The organism is Acidimicrobium ferrooxidans DSM 10331, from assembly GCF_000023265.1.
Classification (GTDB): Bacteria; Actinomycetota; Acidimicrobiia; order Acidimicrobiales; family Acidimicrobiaceae; genus Acidimicrobium; species Acidimicrobium ferrooxidans.
In genome coordinates, this window is record NC_013124.1 from 540,031 (window position 1) to 559,339 (window position 19,309).

General features: G+C 67.1%; 21 protein-coding genes and 1 pseudogene. 18 read left to right on the plus strand and 4 right to left on the minus strand.

The annotated features are described in order from the left end of the window. Positions 1-20 precede the first annotated feature (20 nt). From cobI to AFER_RS02750, 5 genes are read left to right on the plus strand one after another with little or no spacing between them, the layout of a single operon-like run. Complete coding sequence (cobI, locus tag AFER_RS02730; RefSeq protein ID WP_015797991.1) at positions 21-743, plus strand: precorrin-2 C(20)-methyltransferase; 723 nt, start codon at positions 21-23, stop codon at positions 741-743. Then, positions 740-1,237: a bifunctional adenosylcobinamide kinase/adenosylcobinamide-phosphate guanylyltransferase gene (locus tag AFER_RS02735; protein ID WP_015797992.1), complete on the plus strand. Its 498-nt coding sequence runs from the start codon at positions 740-742 to the stop codon at positions 1,235-1,237. Before cobI ends, AFER_RS02735 begins: the two co-directional genes overlap by 4 nt. Continuing rightward, on the plus strand, positions 1,238-1,966 hold the full coding sequence (locus AFER_RS02740) for an adenosylcobinamide-GDP ribazoletransferase (protein ID WP_015797993.1): 729 nt from the start codon (positions 1,238-1,240) through the stop codon (positions 1,964-1,966). Next, the gene (locus tag AFER_RS02745; RefSeq protein ID WP_015797994.1) at positions 1,953-2,852 is read left to right on the plus strand and encodes a CobD/CbiB family cobalamin biosynthesis protein; all 900 of its coding nucleotides are present in this window, start codon (positions 1,953-1,955) and stop codon (positions 2,850-2,852) included. The genes AFER_RS02740 and AFER_RS02745 overlap by 14 nt, the downstream gene beginning before the upstream one ends. 9 nt (positions 2,853-2,861) lie before the next feature. Next, positions 2,862-3,335 (plus strand): YjbQ family protein, encoded by a 474-nt coding sequence (locus tag AFER_RS02750; RefSeq protein WP_015797995.1) that lies wholly within the window; start codon positions 2,862-2,864, stop codon positions 3,333-3,335. Here the strand turns inward: AFER_RS02750 and AFER_RS02755 are convergent. After that, on the minus strand, positions 3,332-3,874 hold the full coding sequence (locus AFER_RS02755) for a dTDP-4-dehydrorhamnose 3,5-epimerase family protein (RefSeq protein ID WP_015797996.1): 543 nt from the start codon (positions 3,872-3,874) through the stop codon (positions 3,332-3,334). The two genes, AFER_RS02750 and AFER_RS02755, sit on opposite strands and share 4 nt — an antisense overlap. A gap of 137 nt (positions 3,875-4,011) precedes the next feature. On the opposite strand from AFER_RS02755, the gene AFER_RS02760 reads away from it, so the two are divergent. After that, positions 4,012-5,187, plus strand: a complete 1,176-nt coding sequence (locus AFER_RS02760; protein WP_015797997.1) for a DUF4115 domain-containing protein — start codon at positions 4,012-4,014, stop codon at positions 5,185-5,187. Here AFER_RS02760 and AFER_RS02765 read toward each other — a convergent pair. Beyond that, entirely contained in the window at positions 5,184-7,256 is a 2,073-nt protein-coding gene (locus AFER_RS02765; RefSeq protein ID WP_015797998.1) for a S9 family peptidase, read from the minus strand. The two genes, AFER_RS02760 and AFER_RS02765, sit on opposite strands and share 4 nt — an antisense overlap. A gap of 82 nt (positions 7,257-7,338) precedes the next feature. Here AFER_RS02765 and sufB point away from each other — a divergent pair, with 82 nt between their 5' ends. The 3 genes from sufB to AFER_RS02785 all read left to right on the plus strand — a co-directional run bounded on the left by sufB (position 7,339) and on the right by AFER_RS02785 (position 11,158). Next, positions 7,339-8,739: a Fe-S cluster assembly protein SufB gene (sufB, locus tag AFER_RS02770; RefSeq protein ID WP_015797999.1), complete on the plus strand. Its 1,401-nt coding sequence runs from the start codon at positions 7,339-7,341 to the stop codon at positions 8,737-8,739. Between the two features lie 512 nt (positions 8,740-9,251). Next, positions 9,252-10,655 carry an IQM protein middle domain-containing protein gene (locus tag AFER_RS11900; protein ID WP_015798000.1) on the plus strand — a complete coding sequence of 468 codons (1,404 nt, stop codon included), beginning with the start codon at positions 9,252-9,254 and terminating at the stop codon, positions 10,653-10,655. 32 nt (positions 10,656-10,687) lie between these two features. After that, positions 10,688-11,158 (plus strand): YbjN domain-containing protein, encoded by a 471-nt coding sequence (locus AFER_RS02785; RefSeq protein WP_015798001.1) that lies wholly within the window; start codon positions 10,688-10,690, stop codon positions 11,156-11,158. A gap of 458 nt (positions 11,159-11,616) precedes the next feature. Here the strand turns inward: AFER_RS02785 and AFER_RS02790 are convergent, their stop codons facing one another. Continuing rightward, complete coding sequence (locus AFER_RS02790) at positions 11,617-12,069, minus strand: transposase (protein WP_041661640.1); 453 nt, start codon at positions 12,067-12,069, stop codon at positions 11,617-11,619. Between the two features lie 306 nt (positions 12,070-12,375). Here AFER_RS02790 and AFER_RS12240 point away from each other — a divergent pair, with 306 nt between their 5' ends. From AFER_RS12240 to AFER_RS12860, 9 genes and pseudogenes are all read left to right on the plus strand, one after another. Beyond that, entirely contained in the window at positions 12,376-12,588 is a 213-nt protein-coding gene (locus AFER_RS12240; protein ID WP_171788919.1) for a hypothetical protein, read from the plus strand. A 126-nt stretch (positions 12,589-12,714) separates the two neighbouring features. Continuing rightward, positions 12,715-13,044, plus strand: a complete 330-nt coding sequence (locus tag AFER_RS02800) for a transposase (RefSeq protein ID WP_015798003.1) — start codon at positions 12,715-12,717, stop codon at positions 13,042-13,044. A 137-nt stretch (positions 13,045-13,181) separates the two neighbouring features. Beyond that, positions 13,182-13,511: an IS3 family transposase gene (locus AFER_RS12850; protein ID WP_425358540.1), complete on the plus strand. Its 330-nt coding sequence runs from the start codon at positions 13,182-13,184 to the stop codon at positions 13,509-13,511. A gap of 755 nt (positions 13,512-14,266) precedes the next feature. Next, positions 14,267-14,806: a Mu transposase domain-containing protein gene (locus AFER_RS11905; protein WP_143711918.1), complete on the plus strand. Its 540-nt coding sequence runs from the start codon at positions 14,267-14,269 to the stop codon at positions 14,804-14,806. Continuing rightward, positions 14,799-15,611, plus strand: a pseudogene (gene istB, locus AFER_RS12855) (IS21-like element helper ATPase IstB). The gene AFER_RS11905 and the pseudogene istB overlap by 8 nt, the downstream one beginning before the upstream one ends. Positions 15,612-15,640: 29 nt before the next feature. After that, positions 15,641-16,132, plus strand: coding sequence for an IS3 family transposase (locus tag AFER_RS02820; RefSeq protein WP_049755254.1), 492 nt, complete (start codon positions 15,641-15,643; stop codon positions 16,130-16,132). A 324-nt stretch (positions 16,133-16,456) separates the two neighbouring features. Beyond that, a complete protein-coding gene (locus AFER_RS02825) occupies positions 16,457-17,347 on the plus strand; it encodes a restriction endonuclease (RefSeq protein WP_015798004.1) in 891 nt (296 codons plus the stop codon). A 269-nt stretch (positions 17,348-17,616) separates the two neighbouring features. Further along, positions 17,617-17,763 (plus strand): hypothetical protein, encoded by a 147-nt coding sequence (locus AFER_RS12245; protein ID WP_171788938.1) that lies wholly within the window; start codon positions 17,617-17,619, stop codon positions 17,761-17,763. 22 nt (positions 17,764-17,785) lie between these two features. After that, entirely contained in the window at positions 17,786-18,139 is a 354-nt protein-coding gene (locus tag AFER_RS12860; RefSeq protein ID WP_425358536.1) for an integrase core domain-containing protein, read from the plus strand. A 562-nt stretch (positions 18,140-18,701) separates the two neighbouring features. On the opposite strand, the gene AFER_RS02835 is transcribed toward AFER_RS12860, so the two are convergent. Next, a complete protein-coding gene (locus tag AFER_RS02835; RefSeq protein ID WP_015798005.1) occupies positions 18,702-19,229 on the minus strand; it encodes a DUF1707 SHOCT-like domain-containing protein in 528 nt (175 codons plus the stop codon). Positions 19,230-19,309: the final 80 nt, after the last annotated feature.

The window sequence follows — 19,309 nt, forward strand, 5'->3', positions numbered from 1 at the left end:
CGCGAGCCTAGACTGCCGCCGTGGTCACGGCTCAGGGAAGGCTCATCGGCGTCGGGGTGGGCCCAGGGGACCCCGACCTCGTCACGGTCCGTGCCGTGCGTACGCTCGAGCGCGCCCGCTTGGTGCTGGCCCCCACGCTCGATGCGGCGAGCCCCGGGCGCGCCGAGCGCATCTGCCGCGAGGCGGCGCCGTCGGCACGGATCGAGCGCGTGGTCATGCCGATGACGAGCGATGCGGAGGCTTCGTCGCGGCGCCGGGCGAGCGCCGCCGAGGTGGCTCCCCTGGTGGTGGCCGCGCTCGAGGTGGGTGGTGACGTCGCGTGGGTGACGCTCGGCGACCCAGGGATCTACTCCACCTTCTGGCTCCTCGTCGATGCCGTCCATGCGCTCGCCCCTGACGTGCTGGTCGAGGTCGTCCCGGGCGTGGTCGCCTTCAGCGCCCTTGCCGCCGCGGCCGGCGTTGAGCTCCTCGACGACGCCGACCACCTCGTCCTCGCGACCGGGCGCACCCGGACCGAGGTCGTCGACGCTGCCCTCGCCGATCCCGACAGCGCCCTCGTGCTCTACAAGCCCGGTCGCCAGGTCCAGAGGGTGCGTGAGGCGGTGGCGTCGTCGGATCGGCGTGCGGTCGTCGGGTGGCTGCTCGGCACGCCCGAAGCCGAGATCCGACCGCTCGCCGAGGCGCCCGACGAGGTTCCCTACCTCACCACGGTGCTCGTCGCACCGAGGAGGCCACGGGCGTGAGCGTCGAGCTCGTGCTCGGGGCTCGGCGATCGGGCAAGTCGGCCTGGGCGGAGGCGCGCGCCGTCGAGCTGCGGATCGGGACCTATCTCGCCACCGCAGCGGCACACGCGCTCGATGCGGAGCGTCTCGCGGCCCATCGTGCGAGGCGCATCGGGCGCTTCGTGACGCTCGAGCCGGGCGACCCGGGCGAACTCGTGGAGTTGGTCCGGACCGTCCCGGGGGGCCTCCTGCTCGACGGGCTCGGGCTCTGGGTCGGCTGGCAGCTGAGCTCGGACCACGACGTGTCCTCGGGCGAGCTCGTCGCGGCGCTCGCACGGCGGAGCTCCCCGACGATCGTCGTCTCCGACGAGGTCGGGTGGTCGGTGCATCCCGAGCGTGCACTCGCGCAGCGCTTCGTCGATGAGCTCGGTGCGCTCAACCAGGCGGTGGCCGCCATCGCGGCCCAAGTCACCCTCGTGGTCGCGGGCCTGCCGCTTCGGCTCAAAGGTGCGTGAGTGAAGCTCGTCCGCTCGCTCGCCGGGGGCCTCGGCTTCCTCACGATCTGGCCGTTCGCGGCACCGGTGAGCGCCGAGAGCGTCCTCGGGTTCCCGCTCGCGGGTGTGCTGGTGGGGCTGTGCCTCGTCGTCGTCAGGGTCGGAGCCCAGCGTGCCGGAGCCCTCGTGGTGGGGGCGCTCGCGTTGGCGGCGGACGCACTCGTGACGCGTGGGCTCCACTACGACGCGCTCGCCGACACCGCCGACGGGCTCGGGGGGTTCATGGAGCCGGCAGAGCGTCTCGCGGCGATGGACGACCCCCGTCTCGGCGGCCTCGGCGCTCTCGCGCTCGCGGTGACGGTGGTGGTGCGCGCTGCGGTGCTCGGTGCGGCTGGCATCAGCGCGCTCGGGCTCGTGCTCGCGCTCGCCTGGTCGCGCTCCGTCATGGGTGTGGTGGTGCTGGAGAGTCCGAGTGCAAAGCCCGGTGGCATGACGCGGTGGTTCCGCGACGCCTCGCTCGGGGTGCGTGTCGCCTCGGTGAGTGCCCTCGTCGTGTTCTCGGCGGCGATCGTCGTGGTCGAGGGCGCGCCGGGGTTGTTCGGCGTGTGCGTCGGGACGATCGCGGGCGGGTTGCTGTGGCTGAGGGCCACTCGCGCGCTCGGCGGCGTCACCGGGGATGTGGTCGGCGCGGTCGGCATCGTGGCCGAGACCGCGCTCATCGTGGGGGTCGTGCTGGGTGCGACGCACTAGGTCGCTCGAGCTCGCGGTCGCGCTCGGGCTCGATGCGATGCTCGGTGACCCGCCCGACCGCTGGCACCCGGTGGCCTGGTTCGGTCGGGCCGCGAGCGTGCTCGAGCGACGCTACTGGCGTGACGATCGTCGTGTCGGCGCGCTCGTGGCAGGTGCGCTCGTTGTGGGTGGCACGCTGGTCGGCGCGGTGATCGATCGCGTGCCTGGTGGGGCCCTAGCCAGTGCGTGGGTCGCCCTCGGAGGGGCCGGGCTGCGGCGACGAGCGCTCGACGTCGCGCGTGCGTTGGACGACGGTGACCTCGAGCAGGCGCGTGCGTGGCTCGGCTGGCTCGTGGGTCGCGATCGCGACGGGCTGGACGCGACCGAGATCGCGCGCGCGACCATCGAGTCCGTGGCCGAGAACACGGTGGATGCCGTGCTCGGCCCCATGGTCTGGCACGTCGCGCTCGGCTCGATGGGCTCGATCGCGCTGCGCGCCGTCAACACCCTCGATGCGATGGTCGGCCATCGGAACGCTCGGTTCGAGCGGTTCGGGTGGTTCGCAGCACGCCTCGACGATCTCGTCATGGCGCCGCCACGCCGGCTCGCGATCGCGCTCGCGGCGCCGTCGCATCGCCGGCTCCTCCCGGCGGCTCGGTCGCACCCGAGTCCGAACGCCGGGCCCATGGAGGCGCTGGTGGCGGCCGCGGTCGGCGTGCGCCTCGGTGGTGTCAACCGCTACGGGGACGCGGTCGTCGAGCTCCCGGTGCTCGATGGCGGACCCCCGCCCGACGCCGCAGCCATTCGGCGGGCGGTTCGGTGGTCGCGCAGCGTGACACTTGGCACGCTCGCCTTTCTCGCCGTGGCCGAGCAGGCGGCGAACGCGGCGGTGGGCCGGGCCCCGTAGCGTGGTGGTGTGCTGGTTCGTGAGGTGCGTGTGCACACGGGGCGTCGGCTCGTCACCGACGTCTCCGCCCTCGTCGCAGCGATCGTCGCCGACCAGGGCGATGGCCTCGTCAACTGCGTGGTGCCGCATGCGACGGCAGGTCTTTGCCTGATGGAGATCGGCTCGGGATCGGAAGACGACCTCGCCGTCATGCTCGAGCAGCTCGCGCCGCGCACGACGCCGTGGCGCCACCGACACGGAACTCCCGGGCACGGGCGTGATCACGTCATTCCGGCGGTCGTTGCGCCCTCGGTGGTGCTGCCGGTGATCGACGGTCGCCTGCTGCTCGGCACCTGGCAGTCGCTCGTCATCGTCGATTCGAACGTCGACAACCCCGAGCGGCGGCTCGTCGTCGCCATGCTGGCTGATGGCAAATCCCGGGGCGCGAGCGCACCCGAGGAGCGCTCGGATGCGGGCGAACGGCCCGGTCGGGACGTGCCTTAGGCCGTGCGCAGACGACCTGAGGGCCGCCGCTCCGGTGGGACCTGTGCGATGAGTGGGTTCGTCTGGTCGCGCTCGGAGATGACGGGGTCATCGAGCTGCCAGAGGCCGTGGAACGTGGGGTCGTTCCAGCGGAGTCCGAGTTCGTCGTCGGGGTTGTAGTAGCCGTCGACGAGGTAGGTCAGCGTCAGGTCCGTGAGGGCGGCGAAACCGTGGGCGACCCCAGGGGGGATGAAGAGGCCGATCGGGTCCTCGTCGCCCATCAGCAGGGACCACGTCGTGCCCTCGGTCCGCGATCCGTGGCGAAAGTCATAGAGCAGCACCTGTGCCGTGCCCCGCACGACGTACCAGTAGTCGGCCTGGTGGAGGTGGTAGTGCATGCCCACGAGCGAGCCAGCGACCTTGTCGGAGCGCGACCCCTGCACCATCTCACGACCGAGCGGGAACCACGAGCGACGATAGGTCTCTTGGAACGCGCCGCGCGCGTCGGCGTGGACGGTCGGGCGGATGACGATCACGTCGGCGATCTCTCCGTGGGCCATGGCAACCTCCTGACTCGCCGGCTCAGTGTAGGCCCGGCCAAGCTAAGTGGGCGGTGGCCGTGAGTCTCTGAGCGATCGGCGACATTCGGTAGGCTATGAGTGGCACAGTTGCACGCACGGTGCACGCAAGGAGCTCTATGAATGCAGCGATCGTGATCGTCGCGCTCTTCGTGGTGGTCGGCGTCGTGGCCATCGTCTCGCTTCGAGGACGTACGCGCGAGGTGCGCACGGTCGATCACCATCAGCGAGCGCTCGACACGCTCGAGCGCTTCGCCAAGGAGCGCGGTGTGCAAGCCGACCATCGCGTCGGCTTGCCCAAGAGCGAGCAACGTCGAGTCGCCGCCGGATCGGACGACGCGCCCCCGGTGCGGCTCGACCTCGGTCGGCTCGCCGACCTCACCGACCCGGACATGATCCGCATCGAGGCGGACTACCTGGCGAGTGGCGCCAGCGCCGAGACATCCGCTCAGGCGCCCGGTGACGAGGAACCGACGAAGGATGCTGCCGTGGCCGCATCCACGGAGGACGAGGCGGTCGAGCAGGCCCCGCCACCGGCGACGAGGCCGATCGATCGGGCCGTGGCCGATCGGACCACGGCGATGGCGGCGATCACGCCCGATCGAGCGCCCGAGGACCGAACCGAACTGCTCTCGGCGGTGGGCCCATCGGCCGCCGTGGCCGCCGACGATCGATCGCACCGCGGTGACGACGCTGTGCGCGAGCACCGGGTCTACCAGCTCCATCGGCGTACTCGGCTCCCGGCCGTGATCGGTGGTGCGGGAATCGCGGCGATCGCGATCGGTCTCGTCGCCTTCGAACTCTCGAGCCACCATGCGGCAGCACCGACGTCGCAGTCCGCCTCGAGCCCGACCTCGTCGGCGCCCTCGACCACGAAGCAGTCGTCGAACGCGAAGACCTCGACGACGTCGGCGTCGAAGAAGACCTCGACGACGTCGAAGACGACGTCGTCGGCGAAGAAGGCCAAGGGTTCGGCGAGCGCTGGGCCGGCGGTCGCGCTGGTGAGCTCCAGCAGTACCGGCGCGACCTACAACGTGGTCGGCGGTGCCCACACCGTCGTTCTGCAGGTGTCGAGCGCACCCTGCTGGGTCGAGGACGCCCAGGCTCCCGGTGGTCAGGTGCTCTGGGACGCGACCTTGCCGGCGGGTGGCAGCTACACGATCTCCTGGAGCGGTGGACCGCTGTGGCTCCGCACCGGCAACTCGGGCGTGCTGTCGGTGAGCGTGAACGGCCATCCGGTGCACTTCAGCGCACCGCCGGGTCCGTTCGACCTGCTGTTCCAGCCGGTGCGTTAGTCGGTCGCTGGGGTCAGCGCCGCTTGCACGAAGGCAAGGACCTGGGCCTCGTCGTGCCAGGCGTCCTTGCGCTTCGTGGGCCCGAGGTGACCTTGTTCGTCGTCGACACGGATCCACACCCGTGCCTCGGGATTGACCAACCGGAGCTTGGCTACGTACTTGAGTGGTTCGAAGAAGCCGACGCGCACGTCGTTCAGCCCGGTCGTGACGAGGATCGGCGGGTAGGTCCCTTCGTGCAGGTTGTCGTAGGGGCTCCATCGCGCCATCGTCTCGGCGATGACGTCGGATTCGAGCGGATTGCCCCACTCCTCCCACTCCGTCACGGTGAGCGGCAGTGAGGGGTCGGACATCGTCGTCAGGCAGTCGACGAAGGGGACCTCGAGGACGGCGGCCGCGAAGCGCTCTGGCGCCCGATTGAGGGCCGCACCGACGGTGATGCCGCCCGCACTGGCACCACGAATGGCGATCGCGGAGGGATCGGCGATGCCCTCCGCAACGAGGCCTGCCACGACGTCGAGCAGGTCGCGCACGGTCCGTTCCTTGCGCTCGAGCCGACCGGCGTCGTACCACGATCGGCCGAGTTCGCCGCCGCCTCGCACGTGAGCGATGGCGAACGTGATGCCCGCGTCCAAGAGTGAGAGGCGCGAGATCGAGAAGGTCGGGTCGATGGCCTCCTCGTAGGCGCCGTAGGCGTAGACGAGCACGGGTCCCGGCGCAGGTGCGCTCCGGCGGCGAGCGATCGTGACCGGGACGAGGACGCCGTCGTCGGCGGGGAGCCACAGCCGTCTCGTCTCGTAGTCGTCGAGGTCGACGTCGCCACCGACGCGCTGGCGCCAGCGCTGCGTCGTCGTCTCGGTGGTCGGCATGTAGGACCAGATGGTGGCGGGCTCGACGAGCGAGACCGTCTCGAAGCGAACCTCGTCGTCGTCGAGGTCGAGGTTGCCGACCAGCGCTGCGGTCGAGGGCTGCTCGGGATCGACGAGGAGGCGACGTTCGCTCGCTGGCGCTCCCCAGGGGAGGAACGACACGACGAGCGAGGCGCGGCGTCGCGTCTGGATCGCAAGGCCGTGGCGGGTGATCTCGAACCCCTCCAGGATCTCGCCGTCCTCGAGTAGGTCGACCTCGGTGAGGGGTTGCTCGGGGTCGGCGGTGCGGAAGAGACGGAACTCGGCGTCGTCGCGGCTCTCGATGAGGTAGAACCCGTCCGGGCCGTGGTCGAGCTGGTAGAGTCGACCCTCCTCGCGCGGTGCGAAGGGCCGAGGGGGGGTCGCGAGTGGGTCGGTGGCGTCGAGGAGCCACCATTGGCTCGTGCGCTTGGATTCGGCCTGGATGGTCAAGAAGGCGCGATCCTTCGTCCGTCCCACGTCGAGGAAGTAGTGGGCATCGGGTTCTTCGAGCACGAGGATGTCGTCGGACGGGTCGCTGCCGATGCGGTGTGCCCACACGGACGCGGGGCGCAGGGTCTCGTCGGGGCGCGTGTAGAGGAGCGTTCGCGAGTCGTTGGAGAGGACGAAGCCGTAGCCGGCCGGAAAGATCTCCTCGGCTCGAGTGATGATGCCGGCCTCCAGCCGGCCGACGACGAGGCGGAGCTGCTCGGAGCCGTCGGTGTCGACGCCGACGACGACGGTGTGCTCGTCGTCGCCGATCAGGAGTCCGGCGAGTGCGAAGTAGGCGTGACCGTCGGCCCAGGCGTTCTCGTCGAGGACGAGCTCGCGTGGTCCGCCTGCGACGGGCTCGCGGTAGTGCACCGGATAGTCGAGGTCCGGTTCGATCCGGCTGAGGTAGCGCCATGACCCGCGACGGACGGGGTAGCTCTCGTCGGGTTCGACCACGCGTGAGCGGATCGTCGCCTCGATGCGTGTTGCGGCGGGCGCCAGGCGTTCTGCGAGTGCTGCGAAGCTGGTGCGAGCCGAGGCGATCATGTGCTGGGTGCGCGGGTCGTCGATCGAGCGCAGATACCAGTAGGGGTCGATCCGTGTGCCCGCCCGCCCTCGGAGCGTGTGTGGTTCGGGGTCGGGAGCACCGAGAGGAGCGAGGTCCCTCGTGAGGGCATCGAGCATCGTGCGCATGGACGCGAGTGTAGGGAGCGCCGTTGGCTCGGGCCGTTCGGGGCGATATAGACTACCGAGGTAGTGCAAATAGGGAGGCCCGATGGCGAAGGTTGACCTGGCCCTCGATCGCTACAAGCTCGGCTGGTCTGACGAAGAGGCCTATGTCTTCAAGCCCCGCAAGGGCTTGAGCCGCGAGATCGTCGAGGAGATGTCGCGCATCAAGGGCGAACCCGAGTGGATGCGCCGATTCCGCCTCCGCTCGCTCGACTACTTCTTCCGTCGGCCGATGGCGCCGTGGTTCGCGGTGAACATGCCCGACCTCGACTTCGATGACATCTACTACTACATCAAGCCGACCGATCGCCAGGTGGACCAGTGGGAGGCACTCCCTGAGACCATCAAGCGAACCTGGGACCGCCTCGGCATCCCTGAGGCTGAGCGGAAGTACCTCGCCGGCGTCACCGCCCAGTACGAGTCCGAGGTCGTCTACCACCGCAACCGCGAGGAGCTCGCCCAGCAAGGGGTCATCTTCACCGACATGGACTCGGCCGTGCGCGAGTACCCCGACCTCGTGCGCCAGTACTTCGGCACCGTGATTCCTCCGAACGACAACAAGTTCGCTGCGCTCAACTCAGCGGTGTGGTCGGGGGGTTCGTTCATCTACGTGCCGCCAGGGGTCAAGGTCGACATGCCCCTCCAGGCGTACTTCCGCATCAACGCCGAGAACATGGGGCAGTTCGAGCGGACCCTGATCATCGCGGACGAGGGCGCGCAGGTCCACTACATCGAGGGGTGTTCGGCGCCGGTCTACTCGAGCGACTCTCTGCACTCGGCCGTGGTCGAGCTCATCGCCAAGCCCGGTGCGCGCATCACCTACACGACCATCCAGAACTGGTCGTCCAACGTCTACAACTTGGTGACGAAGCGTGCTCGAGCAGAGGCCGAGGCTCGAGTCGAGTGGATCGACGGCAACATCGGCTCGAGGCTCACGATGAAGTACCCGTCGGTGTATCTCGTGGGTCCGAAGGCGTCCGGTGAGGTGCTGTCGGTGGCCTACGCCGGTGCCGGCCAACACCAGGACACGGGCGCGAAGATGATCCATGCTGCTCCGGAGACCACGTCGACCATCGTGTCGAAGTCGATCTCGAAGGACGGGGGCAATGCGACCTATCGCGGACTCGTCCACGTCGACGATGGCGCCGAGGGCGCGCGGAGCTTCGTGCGTTGCGACGCGCTGTTGCTCGACGACCATTCGGTGTCGGAGACCAAGCCCTACATGGAGGTCGCCGAGCGCGCGTCGTGGATCGGTCATGAGGCAACGATCTCCAAGGTCAGCGACGACCAGCTGTTCTATCTGATGAGCCGGGGTCTGTCGGAGTCGCAGGCGATGAGCATGATCGTGAACGGCTTCATCGAGCCGGTGACGCGAACCCTGCCGATGGAGTATGCCGTGGAGTGGTCGCGGCTCATCGAGCTCCAGATGGACGGGGCGGTCGGCTAGGTCGTCGTCGCTGCCGCGAGCGCGCGCTGGTTGGCGGGGTCGTAGCCGAGTTCGCCTCGAGGTCGTTCCATGGCGGCGTCCCGGGGCGCGCGGGCATCGCTCGCCGACATGTCTGCTCTTTCGTAGCTCGTCGCATTTGGGAGCTTCGGGGGCCGTGGTCGGTGTTTGGTCTGCGAGGCTTCTCGGGGAGCCATCGGAGGCTCGTCGCACGCGCATCCGGGCGCTGGGGCAACGATCGTCGTCGTGTCGCGACGTGCACGAGCCGCTCGACCGTGCCTCGCCAGATTCAAGGTCTCGCCGTGAGGTTCGCCGGCTGAGGGTCGTGTGAGCGCATCGCGATGCCTGAAGCGTACGCCGGCTCGCAGTCGCGGCCCGAACTCAGATGGCCTGCGCCGTTGTCGGCTGTGGGCACGGGGGCGCGACAGCTGGGCAGCGGCGCCGTCGTGAGGATCGAGGACGATGCGCATCGAAGGCCGGTGGTACAATCGGCCGGAGAGCCATTCGGAGGCGTCGTGCTCACAGTCGATCAAGCGACCTCCCAGACCAAGGGGAATCAGGCGCGCCCAACCCGGTCGGTGCCGCGTGTGTTGCGGTTTGCTCCTCCTTCGGTCCTCACCCCGGACGAACTCGTCCGGCTGCAGCGTTCGGTGGGCAACGAGGCCGTCGAGCAGTTGCTCACCCAACGCCTCGATGCGCTTGCTCACAAGAAGCCCATCGATTTCACGGCACCGGTCACGGTCGTGGTGGATGACGGTGTGCCCGACGTTACGAAAGGGCAGTCTTCTCCAGAGCCGGATCCATACGCCAAGACGCCGGGCACCGTTGGGACCGGCACCGAACTCCAGGGCCCCGGCAACGCACCAGTCGGGCCGACGTCGCCCTGGAGCCAGGGCAATCGCCCCTTTGGACCGCGTACGACGCCGTTGATCGGCCAGCGGGACTCGAAGTCGCCGGATCCATACGCCAATTCGAAGTCGCCGAGTCCGGTGTCCGGACCTGCGAGCAATTCCTGGCAGTGGGGATTCCGATCGCACGTGCCTGCGAAGCTGAGCGTCCTTGGTTCTGGCCGGCGAAGCGATCCGTACGCTCGGTCGCCTGGAAGCCTGCCCGCACCCACGACGGCTCCAATGGCACAGGGTCCATCGGTCACGCAGGCACTCGAGGTTACAGGGTCTGGCTCCGGCGCTCGGGTGCCCAAGTCGCTGAAGACGACCCAGGGCTATCTCAAACTCAAGTCCCGTCGCTCCGAATTTGAAAACGAGTTCACTTCGGTCAGCGAATCCATGAAACGGGTCATGAAGTTTGTCGAGTCGGGGTTGCAGCGTGGAGAGTTCCCCGACACCACGGTCGAGGGTGTCCTCATGCATGCCTTTGGTTGGACCGAGGATGATTGCAAGAAATATGGTAAGTTCCTCAAGGATCCGACGAAGCAGTACAAGAAGGAAGAGACCCCCGTCGTGACTGCTGTGCAGCCGAACGAGCGCTATCAGTACGAGCTGCATTTCGGCTCAACCATCACGCGAGGAACATCGACCACTCCGTATGACACCACAGCAGAGCGGAGTCAGTTCCTCGGCAGTGGTTATGCCATCTACGTCATGGACCAGCAGGGGAAGTTCTATGCTGGAAACCAGAAGGTCGGTCTTTTCCACCACTCCTCGCTAATCGGAGGAGGCCAGGTCGCAGGCGCAGGGGAGCTGCAAGTCAAGAACGGCGAACTGAAGTTCTTGAGCAACGAAAGCGGGCACTATCGTCCCGGCATTGAACAATGTCTCCAAGTGCTTGAAGAGCTACGATCGCAGCGGATTGATCTCTCCAAGGTGGAGTTCAAGTTCGTGTCATCGTGGGATGAACCAAAGATCTGGAATGCCGAACAGCTCTGGAACGTGCTCTCGCATTCTCAGGTACCGTCTTAGGCCCGGTCGGAACGAGGGTCTCTGGTGACCGAATGAGTCGTTCGCAGCTTGGCGACGTCGTCGCGGCGTATCTTGTCAATCGGCCTTGGGGTGTTCAACAGGTGGCCGACGCCACCTATGCCATCGAAGTTCATGGTGAACATGGGCAGTGGCAGTCATACCTCACGGTTCGAGAGGACGAGCAGCAGGTGCTCGTTCACGCCATACTGCCCTTTCGCATCCCGTTCGACCGCCGAGCCGAGGTGGCGTTGTATCTCACTCGGGCCAACTACGGCCTGGTCATCGGCAACTTCGAGTTTGATCTCGATGACGGCGAGGTCCGTTTCAAGACGGCGATCGATGTCGAGGGCGCTGCCTTGACCGAGGCACTGGTCGACCACCTGGTGATCGCAGGAGCCGTGACGACTGATCGCTACCTCCCGGGGATCCATGCCGTGGTCGAAGGTGCGACGGCTCGCGAAGCCATCGCCGTCGTCGAGGGCGAGCAGGGCCAAGAGTTGTGAGGGTGGTCAACGCTCCGCTGGAGGCGGAGTGTCGGAACGGTTGCTCGACGCGCGAACTTGGTGCATCTCCGCGGCGGGAACCGGCGAGCCTGTGAGCAACGGTCGAGCTGAGCTGCTCGTGGGTCCGAGCCACCCTCATCGTCATGGCGGCGGTCGGCCTTCGGGATCTCGTCACCAGGGAGTCCTCGTCGAGTGCGCGCAGAGACGGCAGATCGGAGGCGACGTTACTCAGTTGGTGGTGAGGGAACTCCTCGAAACGAGTGCGTAGCCGCTCAGGATCAGGTCGCGCTGCTCGTTGTCGAGGGACGAGGATCCTCGTCCCATCAGCGCCCTTCAGCGCGTAGGTCAAGACCGGACCATCGGTCTCACGGAGGAGTCGCGGGGCGACCCTGACCTGGAGATCAGGTTGGATCACGTCCCGCCGAGTGGTGTCAACTCACTCCCTGGCTGGCCTCAGCTCACGACGGCTGGCTCCTCCTCGGCGGGCGAGGCCAGCACGCGAGCAGCGCGGAGGGGCCGAGACGTCTTCGAGGTGCCCGCCGTCTGTCGTCGCGCGTGGCAGTTTCGAGCTCGACCATGGACTCCTCTGACAGGTCGTGTTGCTCGAAAGCGCCCCATTTCCCGTGTTGGCCGAGCACGATAGCGGTGACGAGGCGCCCGAGAGCTGCGTCGTTGCCGAAGACCCCGACGACGTTGGTGCGCCGCTCGATCTCATGATGGGCCCGACCAGAGCGGGTTCGTGACCAGATCGTGCCCGAGGAGCTCCCCGGGAAGCTCTCGGGACGGTGCGCGACCTCCTCTGTGGCCTCGGCGACCATGGCGCGAGCCGCTGGGAGTGTCGTGGCAAGGGAGTCGATGACCTCGTCGTCCTGGGTCGGGAGCGCTGCCGGGGAGGCTTCCCTCTGTGTCAATCTTGAGTGAGACCACTCTCCCGACCCCATTGTTGTATCGAGAGGGCGGCTGACCAAGGAGATCCTGAGGACCATGACGACCGACGAGACCGCGAGCACGCACCAGACTGGAGCCATGCCCCCCACCCCTGACCCAGACCCTGAGGTCCCGGAGCGAGCTCGAGGACCAAGACGCTTCTCCGCGGCCTACAAGGCACGGATCCTTGCCGAGTATGACACGCTTGCAAAGGCCGAGAAGGGAGCCCTGCTCCGGAGAGAGGGCTTGTACTCCTCACTCATCACCGAGTGGCGACGCCAACTGAGACCGTGCCATCGAGGAAGCACTCGCACGCCCACCAGGACGCCAACCCGCTGATCCCCGCGACCAGGAGATCGCACGCCTCGAGGCGCCGCGCCGAGCGCCTCGAGGCCGACCTCGCCAAGGCCCGCAAGGTGATCGAGGTCCAGGGAAAACTCTCCGCGCGCCTGGAGCACCTCGCCACCGACAGCGCGCCCGCGACCCACGGCGAGACCACGTGATCGACGAAGCCATCGGCGAACTGGCGCCAACTGTCGGGGTACGCGCAGCCTGCGCCGCCCTTGGAGAGCCCCGGGCGCGCTATGGCCTTCCCCCCTCCAGGTTGACACCTGCTATAGGAGGAAGGGATGAGCCAGACACCGAACCCACCACCGGGCGACGGGCCAGTTCGTCGTCGACGAGGTCGCTACCCGAGCCAGTTCCGTAAGGACGCCGCAGCGTTGGTCCTCGATCAGCGGCGAACCATCGCCGACGTCGCCCGCGAGCTCGCCTTCAACGAACAGACCCTTGGCAACTGGGTCCGTCAGGAACGCATCGACCGCGGCGAGCGCGAAGGTCTCACGAGCGCCGAGCGCGAGGAGCTGACCCGGCTGCGTCGGCAGGTCAAGCAGCTCACCATGGAACGTGAGCTGCTCAAACGAGCGATGGCCTTCTGGGTGAAGGAGGGCAACCAGTGAGCCGCTACCACTGGATTGCCAACCAGGAGGCCGAGGGCGTCCCGGTAACGGCGGCGTGCCGAGTAGCGAGGGTCTCCCGCCAGGCCTACTACGCCTGGCGACACCGCAACAACCGAGGCCCTGACCCAGAGCACCTGGTGCTCGTCAGCGAACTTCGCACCATCTGGCAGGCAAGCGACGGCACCTACGGCAGCCCTCGCATCACCCACGAGCTGCGACGACGCGGGTTCTGCGTGAACCATAAGCGGGTGGAGCGCATGATGCGCGAGCTGGGGATGGCAGCGTGCCCACCCCGGCGCTTCGTGCGTACCACGAGGCGTGGGGAAGACACGCCGCTCCCAGATCTCGTCTGTCAGGACTTCGCCCCTCGCGAGCCAGCGCGCCGGTACGTGAGCGACATCACCTGCGTCAGAAGCGACGAGTGTAGGCACCGGGCGTTAACTGACCCTAGAACACCGGAACGATAGTGACCCACCCTCCAGAGTAGGTTGCCCTCAAGAAGTCAAGAAGGGGGCAGCCCGATGCTGAAGGGCAGGTCGTTGATGAGGCTATTCGAACTGCAGGCAGAGGGGCTCAGCTACCGCGAGATCTCACGGCGCACGGGCCACTCCCGGAACACTCCTACGTCGCTACCTGCCAGACGGCGCAGGCACGAGGAAAGTCACCCGCCCCCGACGGGGCTCCAAGCTGGACCCCTCCAAGGCGCAAGATCGACCGGCTGGTGGCCGAGGGGCTCACCTCGGCCCCGGCCATCATGGAACGGATCGCCAAGCTGGGCTATGAGGGCAAGGTCACCATCGTGCGCGACTCTGTGCACACCATCCGCCATATGGCACCCCCGAGGCCGGTGCCCATCCGCCGCTACGAGACCCCGCCTGGCCACCAGCTCCAGGTGGAGCGGGGGATCTTCTCCTACGTGGACGCCCGAGGCGAGGAGCGGCGCATCCCAGGGCTCGTGGCCACCCTCGGGCACTCGAGGCGCACTGCGCCACGTTTGCCCCGAGCGCCGACAGCGACGGGTTCATCGGTGCACTGCTGGAGGCCTTCTGCCACTTCGGAGGGCTCACGAAGTGGTGCTCACCGACCACGCAAAGACCGTCGTGCTCGGCGGGGATGGCGAGAGCGGCTACGAGTACCACCCTCGAGCTCCTTGACCTCGCTCGCTACCTCGGCATCTCGATCTCGCTGTGTCGGGTCCGCCGACCTCAAGACCAAGGGCAAGGTGGAGCGCTCCATCCGCTACGCCAAGGAGCACATCTCGCCAGCCCGCCAGTTCGTCGACCTCGCGGACTTGAACGACCAGGCCCGTCGGTGGAGCCTCGAGCGTGACCACCGGCTGCATCCGAGCCTCGGTACCACGCCGATGGAGGTCTTCGACCGCGCCGAGCGTGATGCCTTGCGTCCCCTGCCGCCACGCACCGAGCTCGATGCCTTTGTGCGCCGTCCGAGACGGGTGAGCTTGGACGGCCTCGTCTCCTTCGGTGGCATCAACTACGGGGTGCCGATCGCCTATGTCAAGCGCACGGTGTGGGTGCTGCCCCGAGGTCGCACTCTCGAGATCACTGACGCAACCGGGAAGGTGATCGCCACCCACCCGCTCGGGTTCAAGACCCGCACAGTGGTCTACCTGCCCCAGCAGTACCAGGGGATCGCTGCCTCAGAACCTGCGCTCGCACTCCGAGGCCCCCGAGCTCGCCAACTCGCCGAGGTCGATGTCGAGGTGCGCTCGCTCGATGCCTATGAGGCGCTTGTCCATGCTTGAGGTCGCCGAAGCACTCCTTGGCGAGCTCGGCCTTGCCCGCAGCGCCGAGCTGCTCGCTTCGACCATCGAGGCAGCCACCCAACGCGAGGCCTCGTACGCGGACTTCCTGATCACGCTGCTCGGTGCCGAGCGCGACGAGCGTCGCCACCGTAGCTACGAGACTCGTCTCAGGCTGGCGGGCCTGCCCCATCGCAAGGGCCTTGGCGAGTTCGACTTCGACTTCGCCACCGGGGTGGACCGCTCCCTCGTCAACGAGCTCGCCTCCTCGCGCCTTCGTGGTGAACGCTGCGGGCGTGGTGCTCCTCGGACCCCCTGGGGTGGGCAAGACTCACCTTGCGGTGGGACTCGCCCTGTCGGCGCTCGAGGCCGGGCACTCCGTCTACTTCGCCACCATGGCCCGTATGGTGGCAGACCTCGAGGGCATGGTGAGCCCGAGGCGCTTGCGCAAATACCTCGCCCCCAAGGTGCTCGTCATCGATGAGATCGGCACCGGACGCTCTCGCACGGGGCAGCAGGGGTCTTCTTCGAGGTGATCTCGGCTCGCTACGAGACCGGGAGCATCATCTGCACCTCGAACAAGGGCTTCGGGGAGTGGGGCAGCCTGGTGGGGGACCCGGTGCTCGCAACCGCCATCTTGGACCGCCTGCTCCACCACGCCACGGTCCTGAACATCCGCGGTGAGAGCTACCGCTTGAAGGACCGCACCAAGCAACGGCTACCCGGTGGGCTGCTGTCCCAGGCGGCCGAGGCCATGGCGAAAGGAGGTGATGCCGAACACCACGATCTGGGGAGCTATCCCCTATAGTTGTGTCGCGGGTGGGTCAGTTCTGACTGGTGATATCGGGTCAAAAGAAGGCCGGTGCCTACAACGAGGGGTTCTGCTATCTCGCCTCGGTACTCGACCTTGGCTCGAGGCGCGTCGTCGGTTGGTCACTCGAGCGTCGCATGCCAGGAGAACAGGTGGTCGAGGCGATCGAGGGAGCCCTTTCGACTCGGGGGAGCCTTGCTGGGGCCATCTTCCACAGCGATCGCGCCAATCAGTACCTCTCCCGGAAGGTTCGCCAGCTGTGCACCACGCTCGGGCTTCGCCAGTCGGTGGGCAGGGTCGCTACCTGGTACGACAACGCCGTGGCGGAGGCGTTCTTCGGGAGTTTGAAGCGCGAGCTGGTGGCTCGCTACCGCTTCGCGAACCTCGCCGAGGCCCGCTCAGCCATCGCAGCCCGGATCCACCGCTACAACACCGTCCGGCTGCACTCGAGCCTCGGGTACGGACCGCCAATCGAGTACGAGCTCACCTGGGCCCGGGAGGAGGCGGCCGTGGCCTAAATTCAGACTGTCAAGCAAATGGGGGGCAGCCCAGCTCGCTCTGGCGTCGCTCCCTGGATCCACCCTCCAACACGGTCGGAGTGCATTCCGAGCCTCGGGTACGTGCCGCCCGTGAAGTACGAGCTCTCCTGGGGGGCGAGGAGGTGGCTGTGGCGTAACTTCAGACTGTCAAGCAAAGGGGGGAGGCCCAGGGTGCCTCTTCTGGCTAGCTGCTAACTGACACACCAGAGATCGCTCGGGGGCCCGCCCTCCTGGAGTGCGGGCCGGCCGGATATGACACCACTTGGTGGGACGCCACTCAGTTTCCTACCCTAGGATTGGCTCATGGCAGCTACGAACATCCCGCAGTATCACGAGCTGATGTGGCCAGTGCTGACTGCTCTCAGGGAGCTGGGCGGGTCTGCCACGGTCAGGGAAATCTACGACCGGGTCGTCGAAAACGAGCATTTCTCCGAGGACCAGCAGGCTGAATCGACCAAGGATGGTCGTATGTCTGAGATCGAGTACCGCCTCCATTGGGCGAGAACCCACCTGAAGGGAATCGGCGCGATCGAGAACAGCTCTCGTGGTGTCTGGTCGTTGACCGACAAGGGCCGGACGATCACGCTGGACCAGATGAGGACCGATACGAAGGCGTATCGAGACGAGGTGCAGCGTCGGGCAAGACAGAAGCAGGCTTTGAACAGCGCAGCCGTAGAAACTGGTGATGAGGAGCCGGAGACCTGGAAGAATCAACTTATCGATCGGCTCCTCCTCATCCCGCCGGACGGCTTCGAACGACTCGCTCAGCGACTGCTTCGTGAGGCCGGATTTGTGAACGTAACGGTTCTCGGCAAGAGCGGGGACGGAGGCATCGACGGTGTCGGTGTGTACCGACTTTCCCTCGTCTCGTTTCCCGTCTACTTCCAGTGCAAGCGCTATAAAGGAACCGTGACGGCAGGTGCGGTCCGAGACTTTCGGGGTGCCATGGCAGGCCGTGGAGAGAAGGGTCTCCTGATCACGACCGGCTCTTTCACCAAGGACGCTCAGAACGAGGCCAGCCGTGACGGAGCACCCCCTGTCGAGCTGATCGACGGGGATCGGCTCTGCGACCTCCTCCGTGACTACCGGCTCGGCGTGGACGTCCGGGAGCGCGTCGACCTTGAGATTGCGCTCGATTCCTCGTTCTTTGACGAGTATGGCTCTACCGACGCTACCAGCCCGACCTCCGCTTGAAGCCCGCTGCCAAACGCCCCACCCGATTGTCCCCTCTTCCGAGGCGAAGCGGCTGTCGTGGTGGATGAACACAGGGAGGAGCTGGCACGTGCGGGCCTGGCTCCTTGGACTTCGCGGTTCGTGTCCCCGCTCGAGGCTGGCGACGCGTGAGCTGCCGAGGCACGAGCAGTCGGCTGGCCGCGTCAACAACAAGCGCATCCATCGCCTGTGGGTTGCAGCGAGGCGCTCAAGGTGCCGATGCAAGCGCCGCAAGCAGCCGCTCCGCGGTCTTGGCGTCGCAGGAGGCGCCATGGGCCCGATCAAGCCTCACGTCGTGTCTGGCCTGTGACTTTCAGTTCGATCAGACGAGCGACGCCAAGGAGCCAAAGCTCCTCGACGTCATCGACGAGTTCATCCGAGAGGCCCTTGCCACCTAGGTGGCACGGGCCATCTGTGCTGATGGCGTCGTTCGCTGTGTGGACCAGATCGCGCTTGCGCGGGGAGTACCAGCCTCTGTCCTTGGACCACGGACTGCGAGTTCGTGGCGCGAGGCAGTGGCGGACTGGTGCAGCTACAACGCAGACGGGGACCGTTGTCATCGACCCAGGCTCGCCGTGGCAGAACGCCTGGATCGAAAGCTTCAACGGGAGGATGCGCGATGGGCACCTGAACCCAAACCGCTTCGACAGCCTGCTCGAGGCCACAGTGCTCAGGCCAAGACTGGAGGAACGACGACAACTGGACCAGGCCTCAGAGTGCGCATGGCTGGGTCAGTCCCGCGCAGTTCGCAAAGGCCTGGCGAGAGAAGCATGAGTTACAGCCACAGAGGGGCTGGACTCGGCAATGGGAACCGGTCAAAGTCTCGAGCCGCCGAGAGCGCGAGCGCCGGGGCGGTCAGTAGCTCCCGCCTTCCCGACGGTGGGCCAGGCTCCCAACCGGAGGTGGATCAGACCCCACCAACCGGTGGGGGCCGAGCACTCGCGTGGGGGCCGTAGCGAGATGTCTGTCGCTGTCGGAACCCACCATGGGTAGTCCTCGCATCGTGGGAAGTGGACTCGGGCGGCGAGCGCGATGACGGGCGGGGTGTGAGCGATCCTCAGGAGTGCACGGGCAAGAGATACGCTCCGATGGTGTCGTGCACGCGTGCTGGGCACGTGGCACGTCTGGTCCGGGCGCGAGTGAGGGGAGCCGGGACGCCACTTGGCTGCAGGGCCATCGCATCGGCGGCGTACGACTGGACTGATTGAATCGGATTCCCAATGGGCCAGGAAGCCCACGCCCCTTCGGGGCCATCGGCGAGGCGGGGCTGAGCTATGCCTGAGTGCGGAGGAAGGGTGGGCGCTGTCGGGCGAAGTTACGTCGGCGGCGCGGTGCGTCATCGACCGCGTACGACGCGTACCGATCCGAACGCCGTGACGACCGTGGCCGAGAGGGCTCGGCCGTCGTGCATGGGTTCACGGTGCCGTCGACGCAAGCGCGAGCCGACGATGGTGACGCCGGTGAGCGCGAGCCGATCATGGGCCGCGACGACGAGCTTGGTGGTTCCGAACAGGTTGACGATGACTACGCGTCGGGGCGGGGGATTGGTGGCAGGGAACTCCACTCGAAGTCGGCCCATCGCGTTCACGATCACGTTGACGGATCGCTTGAGCTGGAGAACTCCCGATCCGAACGCATTGAAGCCGATGCCAACCCCGGGCTCGTGTGGCGCGGGCAGCTCGAGCGGCCGGAGGTCGGCGAGGAGTCGAGCGAGCTCACTCTGCCTACGCGCGGCGTAGGCGCCCTCGATGCGCTCGGCGGCCTCGTCGACGTCGAGCTCGCCGGCGGCGAGCGCCTGACGAAGGCGCTCCGCGGCTGCCTCTCGTTCGGCGTCCGAGCAGCGGTGCTCGCGGTCGTCCGCCATCGATGCTGAGCCTATAGGCCTTTTGCGCGCGACGCGGGCGATGAGGGGATCTGAGTGGACGATGAGGGTGTGGGGCCAAC